We start from the raw sequence: 24997 nt of genomic DNA on the forward strand, positions 1-24997 counted from the left end.
GACCTATTGAAAAACGGCGGTGTGCCGGCGCACGGGCCGGAAGCGGGTATCTGTCAGCATCTCGTCGTCGTCATCGGCCAACGGATCTGTTTCCGCAGGTTCACCGGCGGGCTTGAGCCAGCCGATATGGCCGAGCGTTGCGGATTGCTTGGCATCCATCCGAACCGCAGACGCGCAGCGTTTCGGCAAGGCGAGTTCGATTTCGTATTCGATCTCAAGTCCGAGATAGAAATCGATCAGATCAAAGAGCTTTTCGGTCCAAATATTGGGTCTGGCCCGGGTCGGGGGCAGGAAGGTCCGGTACTGTTCCAGCGATCTGGTAAAAATCCGGATGCGGATCTTGTCGCTGACGCTATAGACCTTGGAGCCAACGATTGTGTCCTGGCCAAGCTGGCCGGCACCACCGGTGCCCAGGCCGCCGAGGCTGAGCTGATCATCCGGGTCCAGGTGCAGCCAGGTGCCAACGCATTGATCAATCTCTACCCGGACGCCGAAAATGCCCGTGATCAGCGCAGACAGGCGTGCGGCGCTCTTGGTTTTAGGGGAGGTCAGACCGGCGTAGAGCAGCTTCAGCCGGTCGTCGATCCTGTCAAGGTTCTGGTAGGCCGGGCCGCCCAGGCCGATGGAGGAGCCCAGATAGGACAGGAAGCGGTCGTCATCCGGCCGGTCGTGCTGAACAATCGGCCGGGCATCCGCCCACGCCCGGAAAAACAGTTGCACAAACCGGTTGTTGAACAGATCCAGAAATCTGGGAAAGCTGTCGTCACCGCGCAATCCGCGCATCAGGGCTTCATCTGTGAGGGCAGAGGGCAGCGCCCCTTGGGGGCCCAGGAGCCCGAGAAAGCGCTCCAGCAGCACAAGCCCGTCATCGGCATCGCGTGTTGCACGTTCAATGGTCGAAGTGGGAAATTCACCGGAAGGATCCTGGCCGAAGCGGACAATGTCCTCCATGGGGCGGCGGCTCTTGCCGATCCTGGGCGGCGCCGGTTCGTCAGCTATCTCCGGATGAAGTCCGGGGGGGGAAAAGCCCGGAGCCGTCTGGCCTTCCAGCATGCGCAGGACGGCCAGAAGGTCGTGGCCGCCAGGATGTTTTTGTACCTGCTCGCTGAGGGCGGCCAGAAGAGAGGCGTATTGCTGCTGGACCGGAACCTCGATCCGGGCCGCATGCGGCGGCTCCTGGTCTTCAGAGGGCTCTTTTTCTGGGACAGCCGCCTTCTGGTCTTGTTTTTTCTCACTCCTCTCTCCAGTGGGCGGTGCAGTGCCTTCGCTGGCGGGCGAAGCTTCAACGATCTCATCGTTTGCGATAAAATCGTGTGGCGTTGTGTCCGGGGTTTTCGTGTGATCCGATCTTTGCCCAGGCGATGAAGTCGTACCCGGCTCTTCATGGAGCGGCGTTGAGGACGTATCTCTTCCGTTGAAATCGTCAGAGGTCTTATCGGGCGATCCAGCAGATTCCATGTCCTGATCTTCAGGCCACGGGGCAGCCCTGCCGCCAAATTGAATGACAGTCTTGTCGTCCCGGGCAGCTTGTCTGTCCAGGATGACTTTGGTCGTGCCGTCCTTGTCGCCGTGCTCGCTCATAGGATGCCTTTTGCGCCGATCCTGGGCGGCCATTTCATGATTGTTCCGCGTTCCGTGGTGGCAATCACGCATTGGGTGAAATGGTTCATTGACGCGTATTCGGCGATGAACCGGTCAAGGACGGCTCCGAGCAGAAAGGCGCTTGCCCCTTCAAAGGCCTTGTCGTCGAGGGTCACGGTCACTTCCAGGCCACGGGCCACGCCGGTTCCAGATTTTTGCTGTAGCCGCCGCACAACGGGACGGGTGGAGACCGCCCGAACGGACTGGGCCTGGCGGTCGGAGGCATTGTCTGATAGGGGCGCAAACAGGCTCAAAATGTCCCGGAAAGAGCGGCCGTCCTGCCCGGCGGCATCATGCACCAAGCCGGTGTGATTGAGGGCGAGAATGTTGATCAGCCGCCAGGCAATGGCGCCGGCATGGCCCTCTTCGCCCAGTCTTTCATTGTAGGACAGGAGCGGCGGGCGCGGGGCGGTCGGTCCTGCTGCGCAGTCTACCTTGAGGCCGACATCATCCAGAAGGCGGAAGTCGCCGATTTCTGCCTTGTCCTGATGGCTGCCGACGGGAAGGTCGGCCGCAAGGGCGCGATTGGACGCCATGACTTTGAGTGAGAGTTCCGCCAGCCTCTTGTCACCGCTCTGAAGCAATGCGGCGGCCTGAGCCCCGCTGGAAATGGTGATGAAGGTTTCTGTCCCCACATAAGAGCTCGGCTGCATCCGCCGCATCTCGCTGGAAGACTGGCGCCGGGGCAGGCGGCGGATGGTGTAGAACCATTCGTGACCAGCCTTTTCCGTATCCGGTGCAACGCTGTAGAGCGGTTCAACCGCTCTTTTTTCGCCGCCGGAAAAATGCGCGTTCACCTCCGTGACCGAATGGACCTCATAGTCCAGCGGACGAGTGCGGTCCGTGATGACGGCGAATTCGTGCTGGCCCTTCTTGATCGGTACCCGGTCGGTCGCCCGCTCGAACAGATTGACGGCCGGGGCCGTGTGCAAGGAGAAGATGCTGGCGTCCACATGGGAGGGCAGGCGCGGGTCCGCTTCATCGAAGACAAAGACCACTTCGAACGATTTGGCCTTGACCCGGTCGATATAGTGCCTGAGGCCGGTCAGGCGGAAGCCGAGAAAACTGCGCGGGAAATTGAAATAGTCGCGCAGATAATCAAAGCCGATAAAGAGCCGCTGGTCATTGCGCAGCAGCGCATCTTCTTCATCAAAGCCGACCTGCTCGAGGCATGTGCCGGGAAGCCTCTGAAGGGAGGCCTGGCCGAACGCGTCTTCGGTTCTCAAATAGACAGAGATCGTATGGCCAAAGATCTGTTCATAGACCTTTGCCGCCAGATCCAGAGGGCCGGTCAGGCGGACGGGCAGGTCGTCAATCTTGCAGCCGGCAACCTGATATTCCGGTTTCTTGAGCGCGTCCTCCGCAGAGACTTCATTGTCTGGGTCCTCGGCCATACGATGGGTGAGGGTGAACGCCAACCCGGCACGTACCCGGCGGTCCTCGGCCATGTCGGCCCCAAGCCCTGAGACCTGGGCCGCTGAACTCAAATACCGCGCTCCGGTGATCTGCAAGGGGGTCAGCACGACCGGCGCCGTCAGGGTGAACCGGCAGCGGACTTCGCCCTGGCGTTCCCGGAACACAGCTTCCATGGGCGCGTGGCGCTCAATACGGATGCCGGATCTGAGATTGGCGTCGCCATATTTCGGGGTGACTTGGGCCAGCACCATCGAGGGGATCGGCGCAAGGGCAGAAGGGTAGAGCTGTTCGAAGAGGTTGGAGGTGAATTCGGAGAACTCATGTTTCATCTTGAGCTGCACGCGGGCCGCCAGAAAGGCGGTGCCTTCAAGCAGGCCGGATAGCATCGGGTCTGAGCGGTCTTCCAGCAGTCCGCCGAGCCGTTCGGCTACAGCCGGATAGGTTTCCGCAAATGCTGCGCCCTGTTCCCGCAGGTAGGTCAGTTCCTGATTGTAGAGATCGAGAAATTCCCGGTTCATACGGTTGCCCCGATTATCTTGATCCTGCCAAAGGCCGGGTCCACATCGGCAATGAACTCGCTTCCGATCCGTACCGGATCACAGCGGATGTCCGCCTTGATCACAAAGCGGACTTTGAATGTGTCGCTTTCCACACTGTCGTCCCGGGTCACCTGGAGCGTGCGCGGGTCCATGCGCGGTTCAAAGCGGATCAGAGCCTGCCGGATGTCATCGGCGAGCCGTTCGATGCGGATCGTGTCGACCACGTGAACGGAGAGGTCCGGCAGCCCGAAATTCAGGATTGATGTCTGGACTTCCGGAAAGTCGGAAAGGTCCTGGGTGGAGTGCAAATTCACCGTGTTCAGGAGCGCCTGCAGGTCCCGCCGCACTTCGGACAGGAGTGTCTGCTCGGAAATACCATAAGAGCGGGACAGCCGGCGGCCCGACTTGAGCGCGCTCCCTTCTGCTTCCTGCTTCTGGCGATCCTGCGCGGCTCTGTAGTCCGGATCATCCATGGCCCGGAACGCCCACATGAGCGGCGAGTGCATCTTTGCGTCAGACTTTGCCATCCCAATGCCCACGCGGACCCGGTGCATGTTGGTGAAAAAGAACGGCAGCGTGCGGGGTCACGAGCAACTGCCGTTCCTCAAAAATGAACCGGCTGCCACCTTTTCGGGGAGGCAGCCGGTGAAGGGCTGGATCAGACCACCGTGTTCGCGGCGATATCGAATGCGCTTTCCGGTGCAGCGCCCTTGGAACCGTCCGGCTTTTGTTCGGTGTAGATGATCTTGTACTCACCGAAGTTCAGCGTGATATTCGCAGTGATGCGGTCTTCCGAGCCGCTGCCACCGGTGGAATAGCTGGTCACGATGATGTCTTTCATCTCGAGCTTTACATATTCAAGCGGGTTGTCTCCGGCGGCCTTGCGGCAATAGAACCAGCCGCTTTTGATGTGCTTGCCGGTGGCCAGGTTGTTCAACAGCGGAGGCGTCGACTTGTCCACATACATAGTGAAGCTGAGGTCCTGAAAGTGGGCTTTGCCGGAGCCGGATCCGGAACCCATATGAGTGGTGCCGGATTGCGAGGCTCCCCAGGACCAGGACAGAACGTCAATTTCGTCCTTGTGGGTTTTGTCTTGGCTTTCGCCTTTGATACCTTCAAGTTTCAGAAAAAAATCAACAGCCATTTTAAAAATTCCTCTTGCTAGACACGGCCGGCCGAAATGTCCGGCATGGTGCTTTCAATTTTCGACATCTCTTGGACTCGCAAGCCCAAACCCCTTGACGCTTCTGCGTCACGTGCACCTCCACCCGGTTAGCCCGGGTTTGCATCCTGAGAGGGATGCCTGCCGCGCGGGGGAAACCTCCGCCCGGCAATTTTTAAAACTATCAGTTGCCGTCCTGCGGAATGCGAGAGGCGAGGCTCATGCCGATATCCATGCCTTCCAGCTGGTAATGCGGGCGCAGGAAGAACTGGGCCCGGTAGTAGCCCGGGTTTTCCTCGTCATCGATGATGGTGACTTTCGCCTCGCGCAGCGGCTTTCGGGCCTTGGTCTCTTCGCTCGAATTGTCCGGATCGCCGTCGACATAATCCATGATCCAGTCGTTCAGCCAGCGCTGCAGCTGAGCCGATTCCTTGGTGGAGCCAATCTTGTTGCGCACCATCACTTTCAGGTAATGGGCGAACCGGGTGGTGGCGAACATGTAGGGCAGCCGGGCGGACAGATTGTCCGAGGCGGTTGCGTCCTTGCCGTCCGGGCCGGAGAACTGGCGCGGTTTGAAAACCGACTGGGCCCCAAGGAAGGCGGCCTGATCGGTGTTCTTGCGGTGGATCAGCGGGATCAGGCCGAGGCGCGAGATCTCGTGTTCGCGGCGGTCGGAAATCGCGATTTCCGCCGGGCATTTCTGATCGACGCCGCCGTCATCGGTTTCAAACACATGGGTCGGCAGGTCTTCCACCAGGCCGCCGCTTTCCACGCCGCGGATGCGAACGGTCCAGCCATATTCCTTGTAGGCCTTGTTGATATTCGAGGCCATCGTATAGGCGGAATTCATCCAGGCATAATTGTCGTGGCTGTCGTCGCCGAATTCTTCTTCAAAGGCGAATTCTTCCACCGGGTCGGACTTGGCACCATACGGCTGGCGGGCCAGAACCCGGGGCAGGGACAGGCCGAGATAGCGGGCATCTTCAGATTCCCGCAAGGTCCGCCACTGGGCATGGATCTCCGTATCGAACACCTTGGACAGATCACGTTTGGACGGCAGTTCTGTCCAGCTTTCCATCTGCATGAGCTGCGGGTTTGCCGCAGCCAGGAACGGAGCATGGGCGGCGGATGCGATCTTCGCCATGCCACGCAAAACAGTGATGTCCTGCGGATCGTAGGAGAATTCATAGTCGCCGACGAGGCAGCCATAGGGCTGGCCGCCCAACTGGCCGAACTCTGCCTCATAGATCTGTTTGAACAGCGGGCTCTGGTCCCACTTGGCGCCCCGGTAACTCTTGAAGACACCTGCCAGTTCCTTCTTGGAAATATTCAGGAACTGCAGCTTCAAGCTGGCATCGGTTTCCGAGTTGTGCACCAGATAGTCAATGCCGCGCCACGCGCTTTCCAGGGTCTGGAATTGCGGCGCGTGGATGATCTCGTTGACCTGCGCAGACAGTTTTTCGTCCAGCTTAGCGATCATTTCGTCGATCGTGTCGTAGACATCATCCTTGATCAGCGCCTGATCGGACAGGGCCTCGGCCAGGAACGTCGTCATGGCGTTGTCGACCAGTTCATTGGCCGTGTCGTTTTCACTCTTGATGCGGAAATTCTGCTTCAAAATGGAAGCAAATTCTTCCGGGCTCTTTTCACCTGCCGCTTCGCCGGCGGTTGCACCGGCCGTTTGAGCACTGGTATCGGTGTTGCTCATTTACGCCTCCTCTTTATCGCCGTCTTCCGAAGACGCCGCGCCGTCTGCTTCCATCTTCTGGGCCAGGGCCTGCATAAGCGCCGGGTCACGGGTCAGCTCCTCCAGCTGACTGATCGCCTGAACGCGCCCGTCCATCATGGTTCTGAGGGCGGCAAGGCTGTTGCGCGCATCCAGCAGCTTTTTCAGCGCCGGTACTTGCTCGGCGACCTTGCCAGGGGTGAAGTCGTCCATGTTCTTGAAGCGCAGCTGAACACTCATCTTGGAGTTTTCGTCACCTGACAATTTGTCTTCCACGGTGAAAGACGTGCCAGGCTCGATAGCCTCCATGCGCTTGGAGAAGTTGTCCATGTCGATATCAAGGAACTTGCGCTCGTCCACATCGGCCTTTTCGACCCCGGGGGAGTCCCCGGACAGGTCGGCCATGATGCCCATCACAAAGGGCAGCTCGACCTTCTGTTCCGCGTCAAAGGGGTCTTCATAAAAGATATGGACCCGAGGCGGTCTGTTTCGCTTGATAAAGCTCTGCCCGCTACTTGATGCCATGGTACTTTCCTTTCGTATTCTTGATCTAAAAAAGTATCAAATTCAGTCAAATATTTGCGCAGGCATTTTGAAAACTGTTTTTATTTAATCTGCGCTTCGGTTTGTTGAGATTTATGTACTCCAGTTACACTGTCCATAAAGTGATCGCAGTCACATGATGCGCGCTTTACAATTTTTCTCCAAAGTATTGAGGACCTTATGGGCCTGCGTGTCAAGGTGGAGAATCAGAACTCTAGGGAAAGTAATTTGTTTTGACGAAAATGACGGTCCTACTCATCCTCGGGTCTCAGGAAGAGATTGAGAAGGCCGGTGAACGATCCTGAACTCATGTTCTGAGCTTCGTCCAGAAGCATTGGAATAGGGCTAGTCGGTTCATTGGCGGAAAAATAGCCTTTGACGGCGGAAATGCCCTTGATGGCATCGTTGCGCTCTTCGATCACCATGACGGAAAAATCGTCAATGCTGCCCAGATCACGGTCTTCGCCCTCGTTGAGTTCCAGCAGTCTGTCATTGGACAGCTGCAGGCCGCTCGCGCCGAGCAGCAGGGCGACCTCATCAAATCGGCGCGGCATCAGGATCTTAAGGGCGTCGAGATAGGATTTGCCGACAAGACCGCGTGCTTCGCGCACCAGAAAGAGGGCCGGGTGGGAAGGTTCCCGCGACGCAAAATATTCTTCCACCGCGTCCAGAATCAGCTTGGCCTGCGCGGCATTCTGAATCTCCAGCGGGCTGGACGGCGCTGTGTTTGCCGAAGCCGTGGTTGTCTCGCCGGGCTCATCGCCTGTCTCTTCCGGCGCGTCCGTTGTCTGGCGGCCAAGCCTGATCTTCAACTCGGCGCCCATTTCCGTCAAAAGCTGGGCCAGCGCCTCATAATTGGGTGGCGACGCTTTGGCACTGGCTGCGGACAGTTTTTCCGCGCAGATCGTGCAGATGGCTGACAGCTCCCCGGGCAAATCTGAGAGATCCTTCATGACCTCGTCAATGACGTCCTGTTCCAGTTCGCCGGAAGTGAGGGCGGCTTCAATCGCGCCGAGGGAAATCGTATGCTCGTCCTCGCGCGGGCTAACCTCGCCGGTTGCGATCCGGATGGCCCGGTAGCTGATCGGCCCGCTTCTGCGGGTTTTCAGGAGCGGGGCAGCTTCCAAAGGCAAGGTAACTGTTGGCCGATTGTTGAGCGCTTCCAGTGCGCCGATCCGTTCCATGAAGCCAAAATCCGCGTCCTGGGGATGGACCTCGTCCCAATGGTTTTCAGCCAGCTTGCGGATGGTTCTGACCACATTGGCAAACAGGCCCACCTGGCCGCTCAAAAGCGCAAATTGCGCGAGCATCACCAGAAGGCGAAGATCGCGGGACTGCTTCAGAAAGCCTTCCATTTGCTTGAAAATATCGGTGAAATCAATTTCGGACCGGTCAAAGTCGCCAAACCGTTCCGGCAGCAGCTCCTCACATGAATCCATCATGGCGGCAAAGGCCGGCTCCGTATCGTAAAGATCCGGACCGCATCCAATTCCAGGCGAAAGTTCCACACCATAGGTGTCCGGATCGAGGTTCATATGCCTGTTTCCTGCCCACATCATTGTCCCGTGCCGAACCCATTGGGCCCGGCACGGGGTCATCCAGAAATGTCTTATTGTTCAAAGACCAGCTTGCTTTCGACGCGGCGGTTGACCGGGTCATTGATGTCGGCAACCTTCGGCCGCGTCTTGCCATATCCAATGGTTTTGAGCCGGTTTCTGTCGACGCCCAGCGACACCAGATATTCGGAAACAGCCAGGGCCCGGTCCTCGGAGAGGCGCTGATTGTAGTTCAGTGAGCCGATGCCGTCGGTATGGCCTTCAATCACGAAGACGGCGCTCGCCAGATCCGGGTCGGCAATGCCCTTGGCAAACTCCCGCAAATTCGACCTTGCGGTCGGGCTCAGGCGCGCAGACGCATATTCAAACGAGACGAGAAGATTGAACCCTTCGCTGATCGCCTTTGTATCCGGGTCGACAACAAGCGTTTCCGCCGCCTGCTGGCCGTCGGCTGCAGCGTCCGGGGTCTCCGGAGTGACAGCCACCTGGCCACCTTCTGCCTTGGCGCCTGCCGGATTGCACTCATCCCGGGTGCCGATACACAGGGCCCGGGTCTTGCCGGTGGGTTTCAGCGAACGGGTCTTGAGCTGCTTGAAGTGGCGGCTCACCTCTTCGGCTGAATAGGTTGCATCCTGTGCCAGGGCAAGGGAGGTACCAGCGGCCGGAAGTGCGAGCGTCGCAGCCAGAACAGCCGCAGCCAAAGCGGTTCTGTACTTCAGGTGTGGTGCCTTGAAGCCTGCGCGGGCGGGGCTGGGGGTAAGGGGATGATGGGTCACGATGTCAATCCTCCCGGATGCGGGTGTTTCGGGGTGTTCGCAATAAGCGTTGAAATGGATCGTGCCAGAACCGAAAATTTTTTATGTGGTGCAAGTCACTAAAATAGCTTTCAGCGTTAGTATGTCTAATTGCTTCGAATAAGCAAGAGGAGAAGAGTGTGAGATTTTAGTGAGTTGGTTAAGAGCGTGCCGTTAAAAGCTTGTAGAGAAAAAACCCTAGGGCAATCGAAATTATAACGCTTGGTAATTTTTGAAATCGCCGTTTAGATTATCTGCATGATTTGTGTTCCTGAGCACATCCTTTCTGGCTGAAGCGTCATAGGTAATTGTCAGGCGGCCGCATTTGGCAGTCATCGCCGAACAGATTTTTTCCGAGGAGATTTCCGTGGCCACAGGACAACTCAAGCAAAAAGACCGGATGGCCGAGCTTAAGACGGTCTTCGGGCAAGATGAGCTTTCCCTTGTCACTCTGGAATGTGACGAGGCGGTCAGTGACGAGTTCGAAATCCGGCTGGAAGTTATCAGCCAGCAGGAGGATCTCGATTTCGACCGGGCGCTTGCAACCCACATGACGGTCAAGGTGGTCACCAACAATGGGGACAACCGCTATTTTGACGGGCTGCTAACAGACAGCAAATGGATCGGCCACACGGGGGGCTACTACCGCTACCGTCTCACCTTGCGCCCCTGGTTCTGGCTGTTGACCAAAACGGCGAATTGCCGGATTTTCAAGGATAAGTCGGCACCGGACATTATTTCAGAAGTGCTGGGTGCCCATGATTTTTCCGATTTCCAGCAGAAGCTGACGGAGAGCTACGATCCGATCCATTATTGCGTGCAGTACCGGGAGTCGGACTATGACTTTTGCTGCCGGCTGATGGAGGAATTCGGGATCTCCTATTGCTTTGAACATTCCGACGGCAAGCACAAGATGGTGCTGGCTGATGCCAAATCCTCCTACAGCCCGATTGAAGGCGATGCGAATATTCCCTTCATTGCCCTTGGCGGCGATAGCCAGAGGGATGAAGAGCATCTTTATCACTGGGTTCCGGGCCGCAAGTTCCGGATCGGTAAATTTGCCGTCAACGACTATGATTTTAAAAAACCGGGCGCTTCTCTGGAAGCGGACAAGGATGCTGGATCTTCTTACCGGGCCGGCTCTCTGGAACATTACGACTATCCGGGCCGCTACACGGAAAAGGACAAGGGCACAAAATACAGCAATATCCGCCTGGAGGCGGAGCAGGCGGCCGACAACCGCGTGGATGCGGCTGGCGAAGTGCCGCGGCTTTTTGCGGGCGGTTTGTTCACTCTGAAGGATCATCCGCACGGACCGCAGAACAAGGAATATCTGGTTGTGCGCGCGAGCCACCAGATCATCGCCGAAAGCTACAGGTCTGGCGAAAGTGGCAGCCAGGGGGAAGCCTATACCGGCACCTATGATGTGCTGTCGTCCGATATTCCCTTCCGCACCCCTGCCAGAACGCCGAAACCGCGCATTCCCGGCCCACAGACCGCCAAGGTCGTCGGCCAGGGGGAGATCGATGTCGATGAATACGGGCAGATCATGGTCGAGTTCCACTGGGACCGGGACAAGACCCAGTCCCGCCGTGTGCGCGTTGCGCAGGTGTGGTCCGGCAAGAAATGGGGTGGCATCTACATTCCCCGGGTCGGCCAGGAGGTCATCATTCAATTTCTTGAGGGCGACCCGGACCAGCCGATCGTGATCGGCACAGTTTACAACGCCGATAATATGCCGCCTTACGACTTGCCGGGTGAGAAAAACAAGGCCGGTATCAAGTCGGATTCGACAACAGGCGGCGGCGGCTACAACGAATTTGTGCTGGACGATACCAAGGGCCAGGAGAAAATCGGTGTGCATGCCCAAAAGGATATGGAGACCGTGATCGAAAACGATGAGTCCCTCCATGTCAAAAACAACCGGGACACCAAGATCGACGTCAACCGGACCGAGAAGGTTGGCCGTAATGTGACAGAAGATATCGGGATTAAGTGGACTGTTGAGGCCGGCACCAAGATCGAATTCAAATGCGGGCAGAGCAAGATCGTTATGACACCAACGTCAATTGATATAGAATCGCTGATGATTAGCGTTAAGGCCTCAGCAACCTTGAATGCGAAGGGTACTATGACGACGGTAGAAGGATCAGCCACGCATATTGTGAAAGGCGGAATTGTTCTGATTAATTGACGCAAGGGTAGTCGCGTAACACGGTCTGACCAGGGAGCAAGAGGAATGGGATCCCGTATCCGCTTTACCAAGGCAATTCAGGTCTTTGAAACGTTTCCGGAGTTGGCCGAAACCGTCCGCCCGGCCACAGGTCATGTCACAGCGCAGGAATATACGCGGGAACTGGCCCGTGGCGAGAATCCGGTTACGGCCATCCCGTTCTTCGCCCACGCTTTGCCCAAACCGGAAGCCGTCTGGTGGGGGATGAAATGTGTCGAAGGGCTCGACCGGACCAAAAGCGCGGCGGATCTCGACCTGCTGAAACTGAGCGAGGCCTGGGTGCGCGAGGGCGACGAAGACGCCCGGCTTGCGGTCTATCACGCGGCGGAGGACAGCATGGGCGACAGTGCTTCACTGTGGATCGGGCGGGCGGCGAGCTGGTCCGGTGGGTCGTTGTCTCCCAATCCGGAATACCGTGTCGATGCGCCGCCGGACCTGACCGCAAAGGCAGTCAATGCAGCGGTTCAGATCACCGTGGCAGCCTATGATCCCCCGGAGCGGCAAGCTGCCTTGGAGGCCTGCCTGACCGCAGGGCTCTCCTTTGCCGAGGGCGGTGTCATGCCTGTTGTCACCCTTCAGCCTCAGGCCCAGATCTGACCAACACGGGAGAGAAGCTGGAATGCGGATCACGCTCCAGATTGAGAATGTGGACCGGCTCGAGAGCGGGGGGCAGGTGTCTTACTCCTGTTCCGACCGGGGGTTTGACATCGGCAGGCACGATCATCTGGACTGGAGCTTGCCGGACCCTCAGCGTGTGGTCTCAGGAAAACACTGCGAAGTCCGGTATGAAGGAGGCCAGTTTGTCCTCTATGACGTGTCGACCAACGGCACTTTCGTGAATGGCAGCCCCAACCGGATGGATAAGGCGCATGCCTTGCGCAGCGGCGACCGGCTCATGATTGGCGATTACATCATCGCGGTCACGCTTGATACGGTGGAAGCGTCAAGCGCCGGGGTGGTCCCTTCGGCCAGCGCGGCGGCTCCGGCACCGTCTGCACCATGGCAGTCTCCGGTGTCCAGCGCGCCCGCGCCGGTGGCACACCCATCTGCAGCTGTTCCGCCAGCACCTCCCTCCCAATGGCCGGCGAGCCAGCCAGCCGCACCTGCGCCGTATCCTGGGCAGGGGGCGCCGAGCCCCTGGGACACACCGTCTGCAGGCATGGAAGGCCGCCATGCACCGCCGTCCCAGACACCCGGTATTGGCACCCCGGCCGATGATGTCTGGAACCAGAAGAGCCATGGCTGGGGCAGCGCGGACCCCGCGCTTTATGATCCTCAGGCACAGCCCCAGGAGCGGGAGCCGGTGCGGCCCGCCCAGGCAGATCCGATGGACCATCTGGCGCCGCAGCCGAATTTGCACCCGCAGTCTGATTTTCCGCCGCCGCCGCAGGACCCTGTTCAACCCCAGCCGCAAGCGGCACCCCTCGCGGAGGCACCGCCAGCGCCTTTGTTCCAGATGCCGGATTTTGCGGACACACCAGGTGAGGCCTCCGCAGGAGCGCGCGCCGCAGATGCACAACCCTCACAAGAGCCGGAACCGCCTCTGCCTGCAGCTTCGTCCGATGTGCCCTTGGGAGCTCAGGCCAGTCCGTTTCCTGAGAGCGTAGCCGCACCCTCTGCCCCCTTCGAAGCGGAGGACACACCTTTTCCGTACGGGCCGGGGTCCACTGGTCAGCAGGAAAAAGACGCCGCTTCTGACGCGCAGCCGACTTCGCAACAGGACGCAACTGCACCGGTTCTAGCCATTGAAACCACCGCGGCTGCGGAGCCTGCAAGCCCGTCGGACGTCAAAGCCGAAAACGCATCTTTGCTCCAGGCGCAAACGGCCGCGGACCCGGTTCCTGAGGCTTCTGTGAACCAGGGACCAGCGCCGGCCGGGGAAGTCGATTTCCTCAAAGCATTTGCCGAAGGTGCCGGAATTCCCGATACCGTTCTGGCGGGACGAGATGCGCAAGACTTTGCGCGGGAGCTGGGCGCCCTGCTGCAAGGCGTGACTGGGGACATGATGGGCCTTCTGCAGGCGCGCAGCCAGGTCAAGGCTATGACCCGTAACACTAACCGAACCTTGATCGGGCGGTCGGGCAACAATGCCCTTAAGTTTTCTCCGACCCCGCAAATGGCCCTGCAGACCATGCTGTCCGCCAATGTGGAAGAAAACGGTTATCTGACCATGTCCAAGGCCATGTCGGCGGCCTTCAAGGACATTCAAAAGCACCATGTGTGGACCTATGCGGCCATGCAGAAGGCGGCAGGGCGGTTTGACGACACCTTGTCACCAAAGGCTATCGAGGCGGAGGCGCAGGCACCCAAAAGCACGTTTGGCAATCAGAAAGCCAAGTTGTGGGAGCGGATGCAGGAACGCTGGAGCGCGTTGTCCGGAGCCTATGACGACGGGCTTGTCGGCGTTTTCACCCAGTATTTCACCGAAAGTTATGAAGAATTGTCGAGCGAAGATCCGGAAGCGTGATCTCGGTATTTGAAGTGATTTTTTGAAGGTTCAGACGCGCGCAGGCGCCGCATCAGGCAAGGGAGCAATGCCTTTATGTCGTGGTATAGCAAGGTAGCATGGACCGAGGGCCTGTTTTTGAGGCCGCACCATTTGCAGCAGAGCGACCGCTATGCGGAACATCTGCTGGATGAACGGGTCCGGCTCGCATCTCCCTATCCCTGGGGGTTTTCAGACATTGAAATCGACCAGGATGTCGGCCAGCAGTGCCGGTTTGCCCTGCGCACGGGGCGCGGCATTTTCCCTGACGGAACGGTGTTCAACTTTCCGGCGGACGGCACCCCGCCGCCTGCCATAGATGTGCCGGAAGATGCCGCTGGGCAAATTGTCTGGCTCGGCCTTCCGGAGACCACGGTCAATGCTGTTGAGGTGGCCGATGGCCGGGAGGATGCCGCAACCCGGTATATTCAGGGCCGTGAAACGATTATTGATTCCACCTCCGCCATTCGTCAGGAGGAGGAAATCGATGTCGCCCATCCGAGGCTGACCTACTCCATCCGGTCCACGCCCCATCCGGGCCATGTCTGCCTGCCGGTGGCGCGTATCACGGAGATCAAGGACCGGATCGTGATCACAGATGGCACATTTGCGCCGCCGGTGCTGGCCTGCCATGTGCATCCGGTGGTGACGGGGTGGATCGATTCCGTGGTCGGCTGGGTGGAACGGAAGCTGAGCGAACTGGCACGCTATGCCGCCGACACGTCGGCCGGGGGCGGGCTGCAGAATTTCGACTACCTGACTTTGCAAATGCTGAACCGTCTGCATCCGCAACTGATGCATTTGCGCAAATCCGCCTATGTGCATCCCGAACGGCTTTATTCAGAATTTCTACAGCTTGCCGGAGAACTGGCCACCTTTGCGACCGAGGAGCGGCGGGCGCGAAATTACCCTGTCTATGACCACGACCGGCTGCATGACATCTTCAAACCGGTTCTGGCCGACATTCAGGCCTTCCTGTCGGCCGGATATGACCGCCGGGCCATCCGTCTGCCCCTGGAACAACTGGCACCGAATGCGTTTAAGTCAACGATTGTCGACCGCAACCTGTTTTCCCAGGCGAGCTTCGTCCTCGAAGTGGCCGCACGGCGTCCGCTTACCGAAATCCAGAACGAATTTCCGCGCCTCTTTAAAGTTGGTCCTTTCGGCCAAATGCGCCAGATCGTTTATTCCAACCTGCCGGGCATTCCACTGATCCACATGCCGGTGCCACCGGCACAGATCCGCGCGCTGACCGACAGGGTTTATTTCCGTCTCGACAAGACGACACCGCTTTGGCGCGAATTCAGTCAGGATTCGGCCGTCGGCCTGCAGTTCTCGGGCAACTGGCCGGATCTGCAGCTTGAGTTCTACGCCATTCGGGAGGGCCGTTGATGCCCGACAGCGACGATCCTTTCGGCGTCTCCAAGCGCAAGGGTAAAACCATCGTCCGGCCAAATCCGGGCGGACGATGGAGCGAAACGGCCCAGCCGCAGCCGCCACATCCGCAGCAACCGCCCGGGAATCCGGCGCCGCCGCCGCACGCCCAACCTCCGGGCGCCCCGGATCCTTGGCAGGGCGGGCCAGGCTCCGGACCGGACCCCTATGCGCCGACACCGGCCGGCTATGAATATGGTCAGCAACAGGCTCCCGATATCAGAACACCACCGCCGGCATCGCCTCCTCCTGGCGCCCCGACGCCTGTTCCAGCGGCCACGGCTGCGCCCCAAGCCGCCGGTCAACTCGCGCAGACCCCGGATATCAACCAGATCAAGGTGGCGAACCGCAATCCGGTGTCCCGGGCCGCCGCTCCCTTGCTCCTGCTTCTGGGGCGTTTGCATCTGACCATGACGGATGCGCAGTTCGATGCACTGATGCGCGATGTCTACAACGCCATCAAGACCTTCGAAAAGGACTTGCGGAGCGCAGGGATCACCGACGATCAGATCCAATCCGCCGCCTATGCGCTCTGCGCAACGTCCGATGACATCGTTCAGAACCTGCCCTCGTCCGGCCGCCATCAATGGACCCAATATTCCATGCTGACCCAATTTTTCGGTCAGGCCACCGGCGGTGTGGAATTCTTTCAGGTTCTGGAAAAAGCCAAGCAGGACCCGGGCCGCAATTACGGTGTGCTTGAAGTGATGCATGCCTGCCTGTCGCTTGGGTTCTATGGAAAATACCGGGCCATCCAGGGCGGGCAGCAGGGGCTGGAGCGGGAGCGCCGGGATCTTCATGAGATCCTGAGGCGGATCCGGCCGCGTCCGGGGGATGACCTCTCCCCCCATTGGCGCGGGCTGGACCTGATCCAGAAACGCACCCGTTTTTCTGTTCCGGTCTGGTCCGTGGCCGCAGTCGCCGGGGCCTTGCTTCTGGGGGGCTATGTCACCTTGATGCTGTTGCTGGCCAGCGGCAGCGAAGTTGTCGCCAGCCGCGCTTCCGCACTGTATCCCACCGGCCCGATCGAGTTGGCACGGGAAGGCTATCAGCCCAAACCTCCCCCGGCACCGGAGCCGCCCGCCAATGCGCCGATTGAAGCGGTGTCGGACCAGCTGGCCGGTCTCGACGGGCTGGAGATTTCCCAGGAAGGCCCGGCGATCATGCTGCGCATGCGGGCGCAATTTGACGTGGCCGCCGCAACGCTCCGGCCCGAATTCCAGCTTCTGGTCGAACAGGTCAGCCGAACGCTTGATCAGGTGGACGGAGACATTCTGGTCGTCGGTCACACGGACAGCGACCCCATTCGCAACAATCCCCGGTTCCCGACCAATTGGCACCTGTCAGTCGAACGGGCGAAATCCGTTGCCGCCGTGATGCAAGGGCTTTTGAAGGCACCGGACCGGGTTTCGGTGGAAGGGCGGGGCGCCGATGAGCCGATTGCCCCAAACACCAACCGGGAAGGCAAGGCGCTGAACCGCCGGGTTGAAGTGTTTTTGAAACCGCCCGCCAAAGGGCTGGTGATCAACAATTGAGCGTGACCTCCGGGGCATAGAGAGAACAAGGCGAATTTTATGAAATTCTGGCTCGGAACAACGGCAATTCTGATCGGCATTCTTGCCCTGATTGCGCTTATCTGGTTCGGAGGCCCGTTTCTGGCCATCGCCGGAGTGAGGCCTTTTGAGCCGCTTTGGGTGCGTCTGCTGCTGTCGAGCCTCGTGCTCCTGTCGATCGGCGGCTGGACGGTTTACCGGATTTACAGGCGCATTCAGGCCAACCGGGCTCTGGAGCAGGAAATCCTGCAGCCCAAGGCAAGTGAAGAAGATCTGCAGATCCTGTCGGAGCGCATGAAAGATGCACTGAAGACGCTGAAATCCTCCAGCGGCAACGCGCGCACCTATCTCTATGATCTGCCCTGGTATCTGATGATTGGCCCACCCGGATCGGGCAAGACCACGGCGCTCATGCATTCCGGGCTGAAGTTCGCAAACGCGCGGGGCAAGGGCGAGGCGCAGAAACTCGAAGGCCTCGGTGGCACCCGGTATTGCGACTGGTGGTTTGCGGAAAATGCCGTTCTGATCGATACGGCCGGGCGCTATACGACCCAGGATTCCGACGAAGACCATGACCGCGAGGCCTGGCTCGGCTTTTTGAACATCCTGCGCAAGGCGCGCCCGCGCCAGCCGGTCAATGGCGTCATGATCTCCATAAGTCTGGAAGATCTGATGACCCTGTCCGATGCGGATCTGAAACAGCATACGGACGCTATCCGTGCGCGTCTGATCGAGCTCTACAAGACCTTGAAAATTGATTTCCCGGTCTATGTGGTCTTCACCAAGGCCGACACAATTGCCGGTTTCATGGAGTTTTTCGGCTCCTACCCGGAGAGCCGCCGCAACCTTGTGTGGGGCGCCACGTTTCAGACCCGTGAGAAAACCAAGAACATGGTGGCCGAAACCCCTGCGGAATTCGATCTCCTGATCGAACGGCTAAATGAGGAACTGGCGGACCGGCTGCAGGAAGAACCGGATCCGCGCGCGCGTCTGATGCTTTATGGGTTCCCGACCCAGGTGGCGGCCCTGCGCGACCGGGTGACCGGCTTTCTGAACGCTATTTTCGAGCCGAGCCGTTACTATCCGAATGCGGTGCTGCGCGGCTTTTATTTTACCTCCGGAACCCAGACAGGTACGGCCATTGACCGGGTGATCGGGTCCATGAGCCAGGCGTTTGGAACCTCTTATCAGGCGGCGGCCCTGTCCGGGCAGGGCAAGAGCTATTTCCTGCGGGATCTGCTGACCAAGGTCATCATCGGTGAAGCGGGCTGGGTGACCCACAACCGGCAGGCCGTGCGCATGGCGACTGCGGCCCGTATCGCCGCCTATGCGGCCATCGTGCTGGTGACCGTCGGGCTTGGCAGCCTCTGGACACTTAGCTATCTCAACAACCGGGCCTTGATCGAGGACACCGCCAAGGCAGTCGCGGCCGTGCGCGCCGAAGGGGAAGGGGTTCTTGAGCAAAGGGTCGTGCGCGATGACAGCTTGCGCGATTCTGCCTATATCCTGTCTCTGCTGCGCAGCTTGCCCGCCGGGTATGACAGCCGCAATGACCCAACGCCCTTCCTGGAAAAATTCGGGCTCAGCCAGCGGGAGCGCCTGGAAGCGGCCGGGATCACCTCATACCGCAGCGGGCTTGAGCGGCTGTTGCGCCCGCGACTGCTTTTGCGCATTGAAGAGCAGATGACCGACGTGCTCGACAACCGCACGGGTCCGGGCGGGCAGGATATTGAAAAGCTCTACAACCTGATCAAGCTCTACCGGATGGTCGCAGGCGATGCGCCGGAAATCGACAAGGACCAGATCAAGAACTCCTTCCGGGCGGACTTTCTGCAAAGTTTCCCGGGCCCTCAGGGGCAGGTGCTGCGCAATGAGCTCAACACTCATATCGCGGCCATGCTTGATCTCGACTTTGGCGGCAACGTGCTGACCGACCAGCTGGACGGGGTGCTGGTGGCTGAAGTGCAGCGCGAACTCGCCCGTGTCAGTCTTGCCGAGCGCGGCTATGCGCTTTTGAAATCCCGGTCAAAGGGCATTGCAGCTGAAGACTGGGTTGCGGCACAGCGCGGCGGTCCGGATATGGAAACCGTTTTTGAAACCGAGAATGGTGACACGCTCGACACGGTTCTGGTGGACCGGTTCTACACCTATCCCGGGTTCCATCTGTCGGTGCTGCCGAACCTTGCCGGAATCCGGGAAGAGCTGGAGCGGGACAAATGGGTGTTTGGCGATATCGGAGAGGCGGACGCCTTTGCCGATCAATACCAGTCGTTGCCTGGAGAGATCCTCGGGCTTTATACGCGCGATTTCATCGCGGCGTGGGAAGAGGCGCTTGGCAACCTGAAATTCAAGTCCATGCGCAATGACAAGCCGCTTTACACGACCTTGCAGGCGGTTTCAGCGCCCACCTCTCCGGTGGTCCTGCTGCTGGAAAGCATCCGCCGGGAAACGCTCCTGACCCAGGACCTTGCTGAGGACAGTCTGGCGGGGGCGCTGCAAGGGGGCAATGCGAAGGAAGCGGGCAAGGATGCGGTCCAGAAGGTCTTTCAGCAATATGTGCTGGACCGGGCAGGTGGTTTGAAACGCATCGGCATCGAGGCGGGTCTGAAAGCCCTGGCGCCGGGCGGAGTTTCCAATGCTCTCGGCGCCGCAACGGGCAGCGGAGGGCCGGTGATCATACCCGGAAAGGCGATTGAAGATCACTTCCGGCCGTATCATGTCCTGGTCGAAGGCGGGACCAGCCGCAAGATCGATGCCTTGCTGGTCAATTTCAAGAACATCCTCGACAACCTTCTTGTTGTGGCCAACAACCCGTTGCAGAGCGAAACCGCCAATTCGAATGTGCAGATCCAGGCATCGCTCCTGCGCAGCAACGCAACCCGGTTTCCGCAGCCCTTCGACAAGTTGATCCAGCAGGCGGCGAAGGAGTTTGATGAGGAGTTCAAAGAAACCTCGATCACACAGCTGAACGAGAAGCTCAAGTCCCAGGTGGTGGACCAGTGCCGCCGCATTGTCGCACGCAATTACCCGTTTACAAACGGGCGCTCGGAAGTGCCGATGACGGAATTTGCCAAGCTGTTTTCCCCTAACGGGATCATGCAGCAGTTTTTCGATCAGAACCTGAAAGCCCTGGTGGATACGTCCTCGAGGCCCTGGAACTGGAAGCCGGAGGTGGCTCAGGCCGACCGGCTGTCCAACGCAACCTTGCGCCAGTTTGAACGGGCGGACCTGATCAAACAGGCCTTTTTCCCGACCGGGAATGCCTTTCCTTCCGTCGGTCTGCAAGTGGTGCCGCGTGCCTTGTCCCAGCAGGCGGATGCAGCAAGCCTGGAGGTCAATGGCAATCTGGTGCTGGTCACGCGCGGCCCCGGGTTCAATGCGGATATCGAGCCGCTTCCGGCCAGCTTCGACTGGCCCAGCAACACGGCGACCCCTCGGGTCGTGCTGGTCATACAGCCGGAAGTGCCCGGATACAGGTCCCGCCAGGAAGTGCATGGCGACTGGGCCTTTTACCGGTTCATCCGGGCCAACAGGGTCAGTTCCGGCCAGAACAAATTCGTGATCCGCAAGACCTTGGGCGGCCGTCAGGTGGCTTTCACCGTAACGTTGCGCACCAAACCGAACCCGTTTTTCCTGTCTGCGGTCAGCGATTTCAGCTGTCCCACCAGCTTTTGAATGGGCTCGGTATGCCGGAAGGGGTCGGATATTTCGGAAAACTGCCCGACCGGGCAGATTTTATCACCGGACAATGCCCAAGCGGGTTCCTGCGGCTTTGGGAGCCGTTTTTGATGGCGGGTCTGGCGCAATCGCGGGACGATTTGGGCACCAGCTGGGACGAGGCCTATCTGACAATGCCAGTCTGGCGATTTGCTCTTTGGCCCGTCTGCGGGAATGCCCCGGTTTCCAAGCCTGTGGCTGGTGCCTTTATGCCGAGTGTTGACAGGGTGGGACGTCTGTTTCCGCTGACCTTGGCCGGGTCGATGTCGGGCCCTCCTGCGGGAGGGCCGGTGGGCTCTGTCCCGGAAGAAGACTGGTATGAGGGGGTTGAAGCCGTTCTTCTGGGCACGCTGGAGGATGACTCCACCCTGGAGGGGTTTCAGAAGGCGGTCACAGAGCTGAAAGGGGCGGACCAGGGCTTTCATGCGCACCCGGGCGTTGCTGCGAAAACGCTGCTTGGTGCCGGGGACCGCACCAGACATGTTGTCAAATCCCGGTTCTGGTGCCGGGCGGGCGCTTCCGGGTTTGACTTCAGCTGCTCCGGCCTTCCGGCAGCAGTATCTTTTCGCTGGCTGATCCTGCCTGAGACGTTCCAGGAGCAGGATACCGGCGAGGACAGGGCAGGGCAGGACCATGGGCGATATCAGCGGGAGGATGATCGAACATGACGCAGCCAGACACGATGGCATTGCGCGCATTTTCTACGGGACTGACGCATGTCGGCCGGGTACGGGAGGAAAATCAGGACACGTATTTCTGTGACGAGGACAAGGGTATTTTTGCAGTCATGGATGGGGCCGGCGGCTTGAGTGCTGGCGCTTTGGCCTCCGGTCTGGTGAAGGACGCGCTGTCGGATATTTCCGGGCCGCAAAGTGCGGAAGATCTTCTGGACCAGTTCGAAAGCCGGGTCATAGACGCCAAAAAGGCAATCGAGAAGGCGGCGGCAGATGCGCATTCGGGTGCCATGGGCACCACCATTGCAGCCCTTTTGACCTTTGGAGCAGACTTCGCCTGTCTTTGGGCCGGGGACAGCCGGGTGTACCGGTTCCGGAACGGCGAACTGGAACAGCTGACCACCGATCACACGGAGGCCCAGGAACTGGTCGATCAGAATGTCCTGACGGTAGAAGAGGCCCGGACTTTTTCCAGACGGCACGTGATCACCCGGGCAATTGGTTCTGGACTGAATCTGGAGCTGGAGATGGTGGCCGGAAACCTGAGGCGCGGGGACCGTTTCCTGTTATGTTCGGACGGGCTGACAGGTCATCTCGAAGACGCTGTGATTGCGAATACGCTTTTGGACGGTGCGCAGCAAACGGTGGCCCGGGACCTTTTGAATGGGGCGCTGGCGCGGGGTGGTTCCGATAATGTAACCGTTGTCCTGGTGGATATTGATCAGGCTGCCTTTGGGAAAGGAGAGACCGGTCAATGAAACCGGAAGACCATTTGCTGCCCGCCGGAACGCGGCTCAACAATCTTTACGAGATTGAAGAGCATATTGCCGATGGTGGGATTGGGACTGTTTACCGGGCGCGCGACGTGGAGAGCGGCGATCCGGTGGCCATTAAGGTGCTTCTCGCCAGATTTGCGAAAGACTCGCTGATCCTGGACCTGTTCAAGCGCGAAGCCAAGATCCTGCGCAAATTGAAACATGATGCGATGACGCAGTATTTCGTCTTCGCCCGGGAACCGGAGCTGGGTGTCTATTACCTGGCAATGGAATTTGTCGGCGGACCCTCGCTGAAATCGCGGCTTGAATCCGGCCCGTTGGAACCTGAAGCGGTCTACCGCCTTGTTGTGCGGGTGGCGGCTGCCCTGCAAGCAGTCCATGACCGGGACATAATCCATCGGGACCTTTCCCCGGACAATATTATTCTGCAAAACGGGGATGTAGGACAGGCCAAGATCATCGATTTCGGAATTTCGCGGGCCAATACCGGTGGGCCCACCATCATAGGCGACGGCTTTGCAGGCAAGGTGAACTATGTGTCGCCGGAACAGGTCGGCTTGCATGAAGGCAAGGTAACACCCAGAAGTGATATCTATTCCCTTGGGCTCGTGATCGCTGAGTGCCTGACCGGCAAACAGCCTGACATGGGCGGCACCCAGGTGGAAATGATCGAAAAACGCCGGGTCGTGCCGCCTCTGGAGGGGATAGACAACCGGTTCCGCCCGTTGCTTGAGGCAATGCTCCAGCCCGATCCGGCAAACCGGCCCGGCTCCATGGCCGAGATCGCTGGCTGGACCCTGGGGGCACCGATGCTGCCGCCGGTCCAGGACCAAACCATCATCCGGCCTGCCAGCCCGCCGCCCCAGACAGCAACGCCAGATCACCCCGCAGCCCCTGTCCGCTGGGGACGGCGCATACTGGTAGGCCTGTCCTTGCTCGGATTTGCGGGCGTAGGCGCTGCGGGGGTATTTTTTCTGGTCGGGCAGACCGTTCCCGATCAGGATCAAAAACCGGTTCTGGTGGCCCAGCCGCGCGAAAATGCGCCTGATGCACCAATCCAGTCCCCCATGCAGGATCAGGATCCGGATGCGCAGGACGGCGGGACTTCCGGCGGTGGCGGTTTGGCAGGCAGCAGTGCAAGTGATAGTGGCCTTCCAGCGCTGCCTGATCAGATTGAATTGCCGTCTCTGCCGGAGGAAAAGGCAACCTTGTCTCAAGATGGAGGCAGGGACGGAGACGGGGCGGGCGATCCAGCCGATCTGGCGGTTCTGACACCGGACCTTACGGACCCAAAAGACATCGATACCGGCTTGAATACTGGACCAGACACAAACGCGCAGACGGGGCCGCAAGAGACAGGCGTGCCCGTGGTGCCAGCGACGCCGGAACAGAGCGTGCGCAATTTCGTCCAGACGTATAAATCCGGTGACTGCATGTATCTGCAACCGGTTCAAATTGCGGCCAACGCCGCCGAGATTGAGGGGTTTGCTTCCAGAACACCGCCTTTCATTGCGTTTGACAGCGAGTTCACCCGCTCTCAGGGCTTTGAGGCCAAGATCCAGGTCAATCTCATCAGCGATGCGCAATGTCCAGCGATCGCCTTTTTGCGGGCGACCCCGCAGGGCAATGAAAAGACCGAATTGCGGCTGGACATGCAGCGCACTCTCATTCCTAACGGGGAAAACATGGCCGGGCGCATTTCCGGTTTTGACCCGTCAACCGGCGATCTCGGGCTGTTGTTTGTGTCGAGCAGCGGCGAGGTGGTCAACCTGTCGCCGTATCTGAAACAGGACGACGGCGGGGCAGGGTTTGTTGTGCCCTTGACCCTGAATTCGCCGGCTGAGGAAACCGGTTTGATTATTTCGCTGGTGGGTCCGGATCTTGTTGCCAGCCTCGCAAAACGGCGAGAAGCGAAAGCAGGTGCCTATTTTGACGCCTTGATGCAGGATCTGCCGGTCTTGCGGGCCACGGCAACGACGGTCAAAGTGGTGCCGTGATCTTTTCTGCGGTTGGGGTCAGGGGGCGGAGCGGCCATGAAGCGCTACACAAAACCGATCCATCTGCCGAAGCCGCTCGCCAACCGGCGCGCCGACAGCTCTCTGGCTTTGATCAACGTGGTGTTTCTGCTGCTCCTGTTCCTGATAATCTCCGGCACTTTGCGCCCGCCCTTGCCGGAGCGTTTTGAGTGGGCCAGCACGCGGTCAATGGAGGGCCGGGGCGATATTGCCAACAGTCTGGTTCTGGCCCGGTCTGGCGCGATCTGGAGCCAGGGAGCACCTGTTGAAGAGGGCGAGCTGGACGGTGTTCTCCAGGCCCTTGCCGCGCGCACAGACCGTTTGTCGCTTCAGGTCGACAAAGGCGCCAGGGTTGGCGCGATTGCGGCCTTTGCCGCCCGTTTGAAGCAGGCGGGCGTCACCCAGATAACCTTCGTAACCGTTGAAGCGGAGCGGCCGTGACCTCTGCTTATTATGATGAGCCGCGTGAGGCGGCTATCCCGGTTTTTGTCTGGCCCCTCGTGCTGGCGCTCTCCCTCGCGGTCCACCTGGCTTTGGTGGTTTTTGGCCTTGCAGATTTGCACCATACACAAACACAGCCATCAAAGGGCGCTCAGACAGAGATCATTCTGGAGCGTGAAACGCTGGTTTTTGAAAAAGCCCAGCTGGTGGGGACAGGGACAGCAGCATACGTGCAACCAGACAAGGTGCCCACCGCTGGTGTGGCAAAGAGCGCTGCCTCGAAAGCGGCGGT

18 protein-coding genes are annotated in these 24997 nt (G+C 59.3%); 10 read left to right on the forward strand and 8 right to left on the reverse strand.

Annotation, left to right across the window (positions count from 1 at the left end; genetic code table 11):
- Positions 1 to 3: 3 nt before the first annotated feature.
- The 8 genes from tssG to ACXAH0_RS10105 all read right to left on the reverse strand — a co-directional run bounded on the left by tssG (position 4) and on the right by ACXAH0_RS10105 (position 9359).
- The gene (gene tssG, locus ACXAH0_RS10070) at positions 4 to 1581 is read right to left on the reverse strand and encodes a type VI secretion system baseplate subunit TssG (protein WP_475190813.1); all 1578 of its coding nucleotides are present in this window, start codon (positions 1579 to 1581) and stop codon (positions 4 to 6) included.
- Positions 1578 to 3575, reverse strand: coding sequence for a type VI secretion system baseplate subunit TssF (gene tssF / locus ACXAH0_RS10075; protein WP_475190814.1), 1998 nt, complete (start codon positions 3573 to 3575; stop codon positions 1578 to 1580). Before tssF ends, tssG begins: the two co-directional genes overlap by 4 nt.
- Positions 3572 to 4123, reverse strand: a complete 552-nt coding sequence (tssE, locus tag ACXAH0_RS10080; protein ID WP_475190816.1) for a type VI secretion system baseplate subunit TssE — start codon at positions 4121 to 4123, stop codon at positions 3572 to 3574. Before tssE ends, tssF begins: the two co-directional genes overlap by 4 nt.
- A gap of 131 nt (positions 4124 to 4254) precedes the next feature.
- Entirely contained in the window at positions 4255 to 4740 is a 486-nt protein-coding gene (locus tag ACXAH0_RS10085) for an Hcp family type VI secretion system effector (protein WP_475173316.1), read from the reverse strand.
- Between the two features lie 202 nt (positions 4741 to 4942).
- Entirely contained in the window at positions 4943 to 6466 is a 1524-nt protein-coding gene (gene tssC, locus ACXAH0_RS10090) for a type VI secretion system contractile sheath large subunit (protein WP_475173315.1), read from the reverse strand.
- A complete protein-coding gene (tssB, locus tag ACXAH0_RS10095) occupies positions 6467 to 7009 on the reverse strand; it encodes a type VI secretion system contractile sheath small subunit (RefSeq protein ID WP_475173314.1) in 543 nt (180 codons plus the stop codon).
- Positions 7010 to 7278: 269 nt separating this feature from the next.
- Positions 7279 to 8562 carry a type VI secretion system protein TssA gene (locus ACXAH0_RS10100; RefSeq protein WP_475173312.1) on the reverse strand — a complete coding sequence of 428 codons (1284 nt, stop codon included), beginning with the start codon at positions 8560 to 8562 and terminating at the stop codon, positions 7279 to 7281.
- Positions 8563 to 8636: 74 nt separating this feature from the next.
- On the reverse strand, positions 8637 to 9359 hold the full coding sequence (locus tag ACXAH0_RS10105) for an OmpA family protein (RefSeq protein ID WP_475173310.1): 723 nt from the start codon (positions 9357 to 9359) through the stop codon (positions 8637 to 8639).
- A gap of 385 nt (positions 9360 to 9744) precedes the next feature.
- Between ACXAH0_RS10105 and ACXAH0_RS10110 the strand changes: the two genes are divergently transcribed.
- The 10 genes from ACXAH0_RS10110 (at position 9745) to ACXAH0_RS10155 (ending at position 24705) form a co-directional block, all read left to right on the forward strand.
- Positions 9745 to 11571 (forward strand): type VI secretion system Vgr family protein, encoded by a 1827-nt coding sequence (locus tag ACXAH0_RS10110; protein WP_475190818.1) that lies wholly within the window; start codon positions 9745 to 9747, stop codon positions 11569 to 11571.
- A gap of 45 nt (positions 11572 to 11616) precedes the next feature.
- Positions 11617 to 12207, forward strand: coding sequence for a DUF6931 family protein (locus ACXAH0_RS10115; protein ID WP_475173307.1), 591 nt, complete (start codon positions 11617 to 11619; stop codon positions 12205 to 12207).
- Between the two features lie 22 nt (positions 12208 to 12229).
- A complete protein-coding gene (tagH, locus tag ACXAH0_RS10120) occupies positions 12230 to 14077 on the forward strand; it encodes a type VI secretion system-associated FHA domain protein TagH (protein WP_475190823.1) in 1848 nt (615 codons plus the stop codon).
- A 75-nt stretch (positions 14078 to 14152) separates the two neighbouring features.
- Positions 14153 to 15487, forward strand: coding sequence for a type VI secretion system baseplate subunit TssK (tssK, locus tag ACXAH0_RS10125; RefSeq protein WP_475173302.1), 1335 nt, complete (start codon positions 14153 to 14155; stop codon positions 15485 to 15487).
- Positions 15487 to 17064 (forward strand): type IVB secretion system protein IcmH/DotU, encoded by a 1578-nt coding sequence (icmH, locus tag ACXAH0_RS10130; protein ID WP_475190826.1) that lies wholly within the window; start codon positions 15487 to 15489, stop codon positions 17062 to 17064. Before tssK ends, icmH begins: the two co-directional genes overlap by 1 nt.
- Before the next feature lie 39 nt (positions 17065 to 17103).
- Positions 17104 to 20757, forward strand: a complete 3654-nt coding sequence (gene tssM / locus ACXAH0_RS10135) for a type VI secretion system membrane subunit TssM (protein ID WP_475190828.1) — start codon at positions 17104 to 17106, stop codon at positions 20755 to 20757.
- Positions 20758 to 20768: 11 nt separating this feature from the next.
- Positions 20769 to 21467, forward strand: coding sequence for a type VI secretion system-associated protein TagF (tagF, locus tag ACXAH0_RS10140; protein WP_475190831.1), 699 nt, complete (start codon positions 20769 to 20771; stop codon positions 21465 to 21467).
- Positions 21464 to 22231 (forward strand): PP2C family protein-serine/threonine phosphatase, encoded by a 768-nt coding sequence (locus ACXAH0_RS10145; RefSeq protein ID WP_475190834.1) that lies wholly within the window; start codon positions 21464 to 21466, stop codon positions 22229 to 22231. Before tagF ends, ACXAH0_RS10145 begins: the two co-directional genes overlap by 4 nt.
- Positions 22228 to 24246: a serine/threonine protein kinase gene (locus tag ACXAH0_RS10150; RefSeq protein ID WP_475190837.1), complete on the forward strand. Its 2019-nt coding sequence runs from the start codon at positions 22228 to 22230 to the stop codon at positions 24244 to 24246. Before ACXAH0_RS10145 ends, ACXAH0_RS10150 begins: the two co-directional genes overlap by 4 nt.
- A 36-nt stretch (positions 24247 to 24282) precedes the next feature.
- On the forward strand, positions 24283 to 24705 hold the full coding sequence (locus ACXAH0_RS10155) for an ExbD/TolR family protein (protein ID WP_475190841.1): 423 nt from the start codon (positions 24283 to 24285) through the stop codon (positions 24703 to 24705).
- Positions 24706 to 24997: the final 292 nt, after the last annotated feature.

Source organism: Roseibium sp. AWQ4_290 (assembly GCF_056160985.1).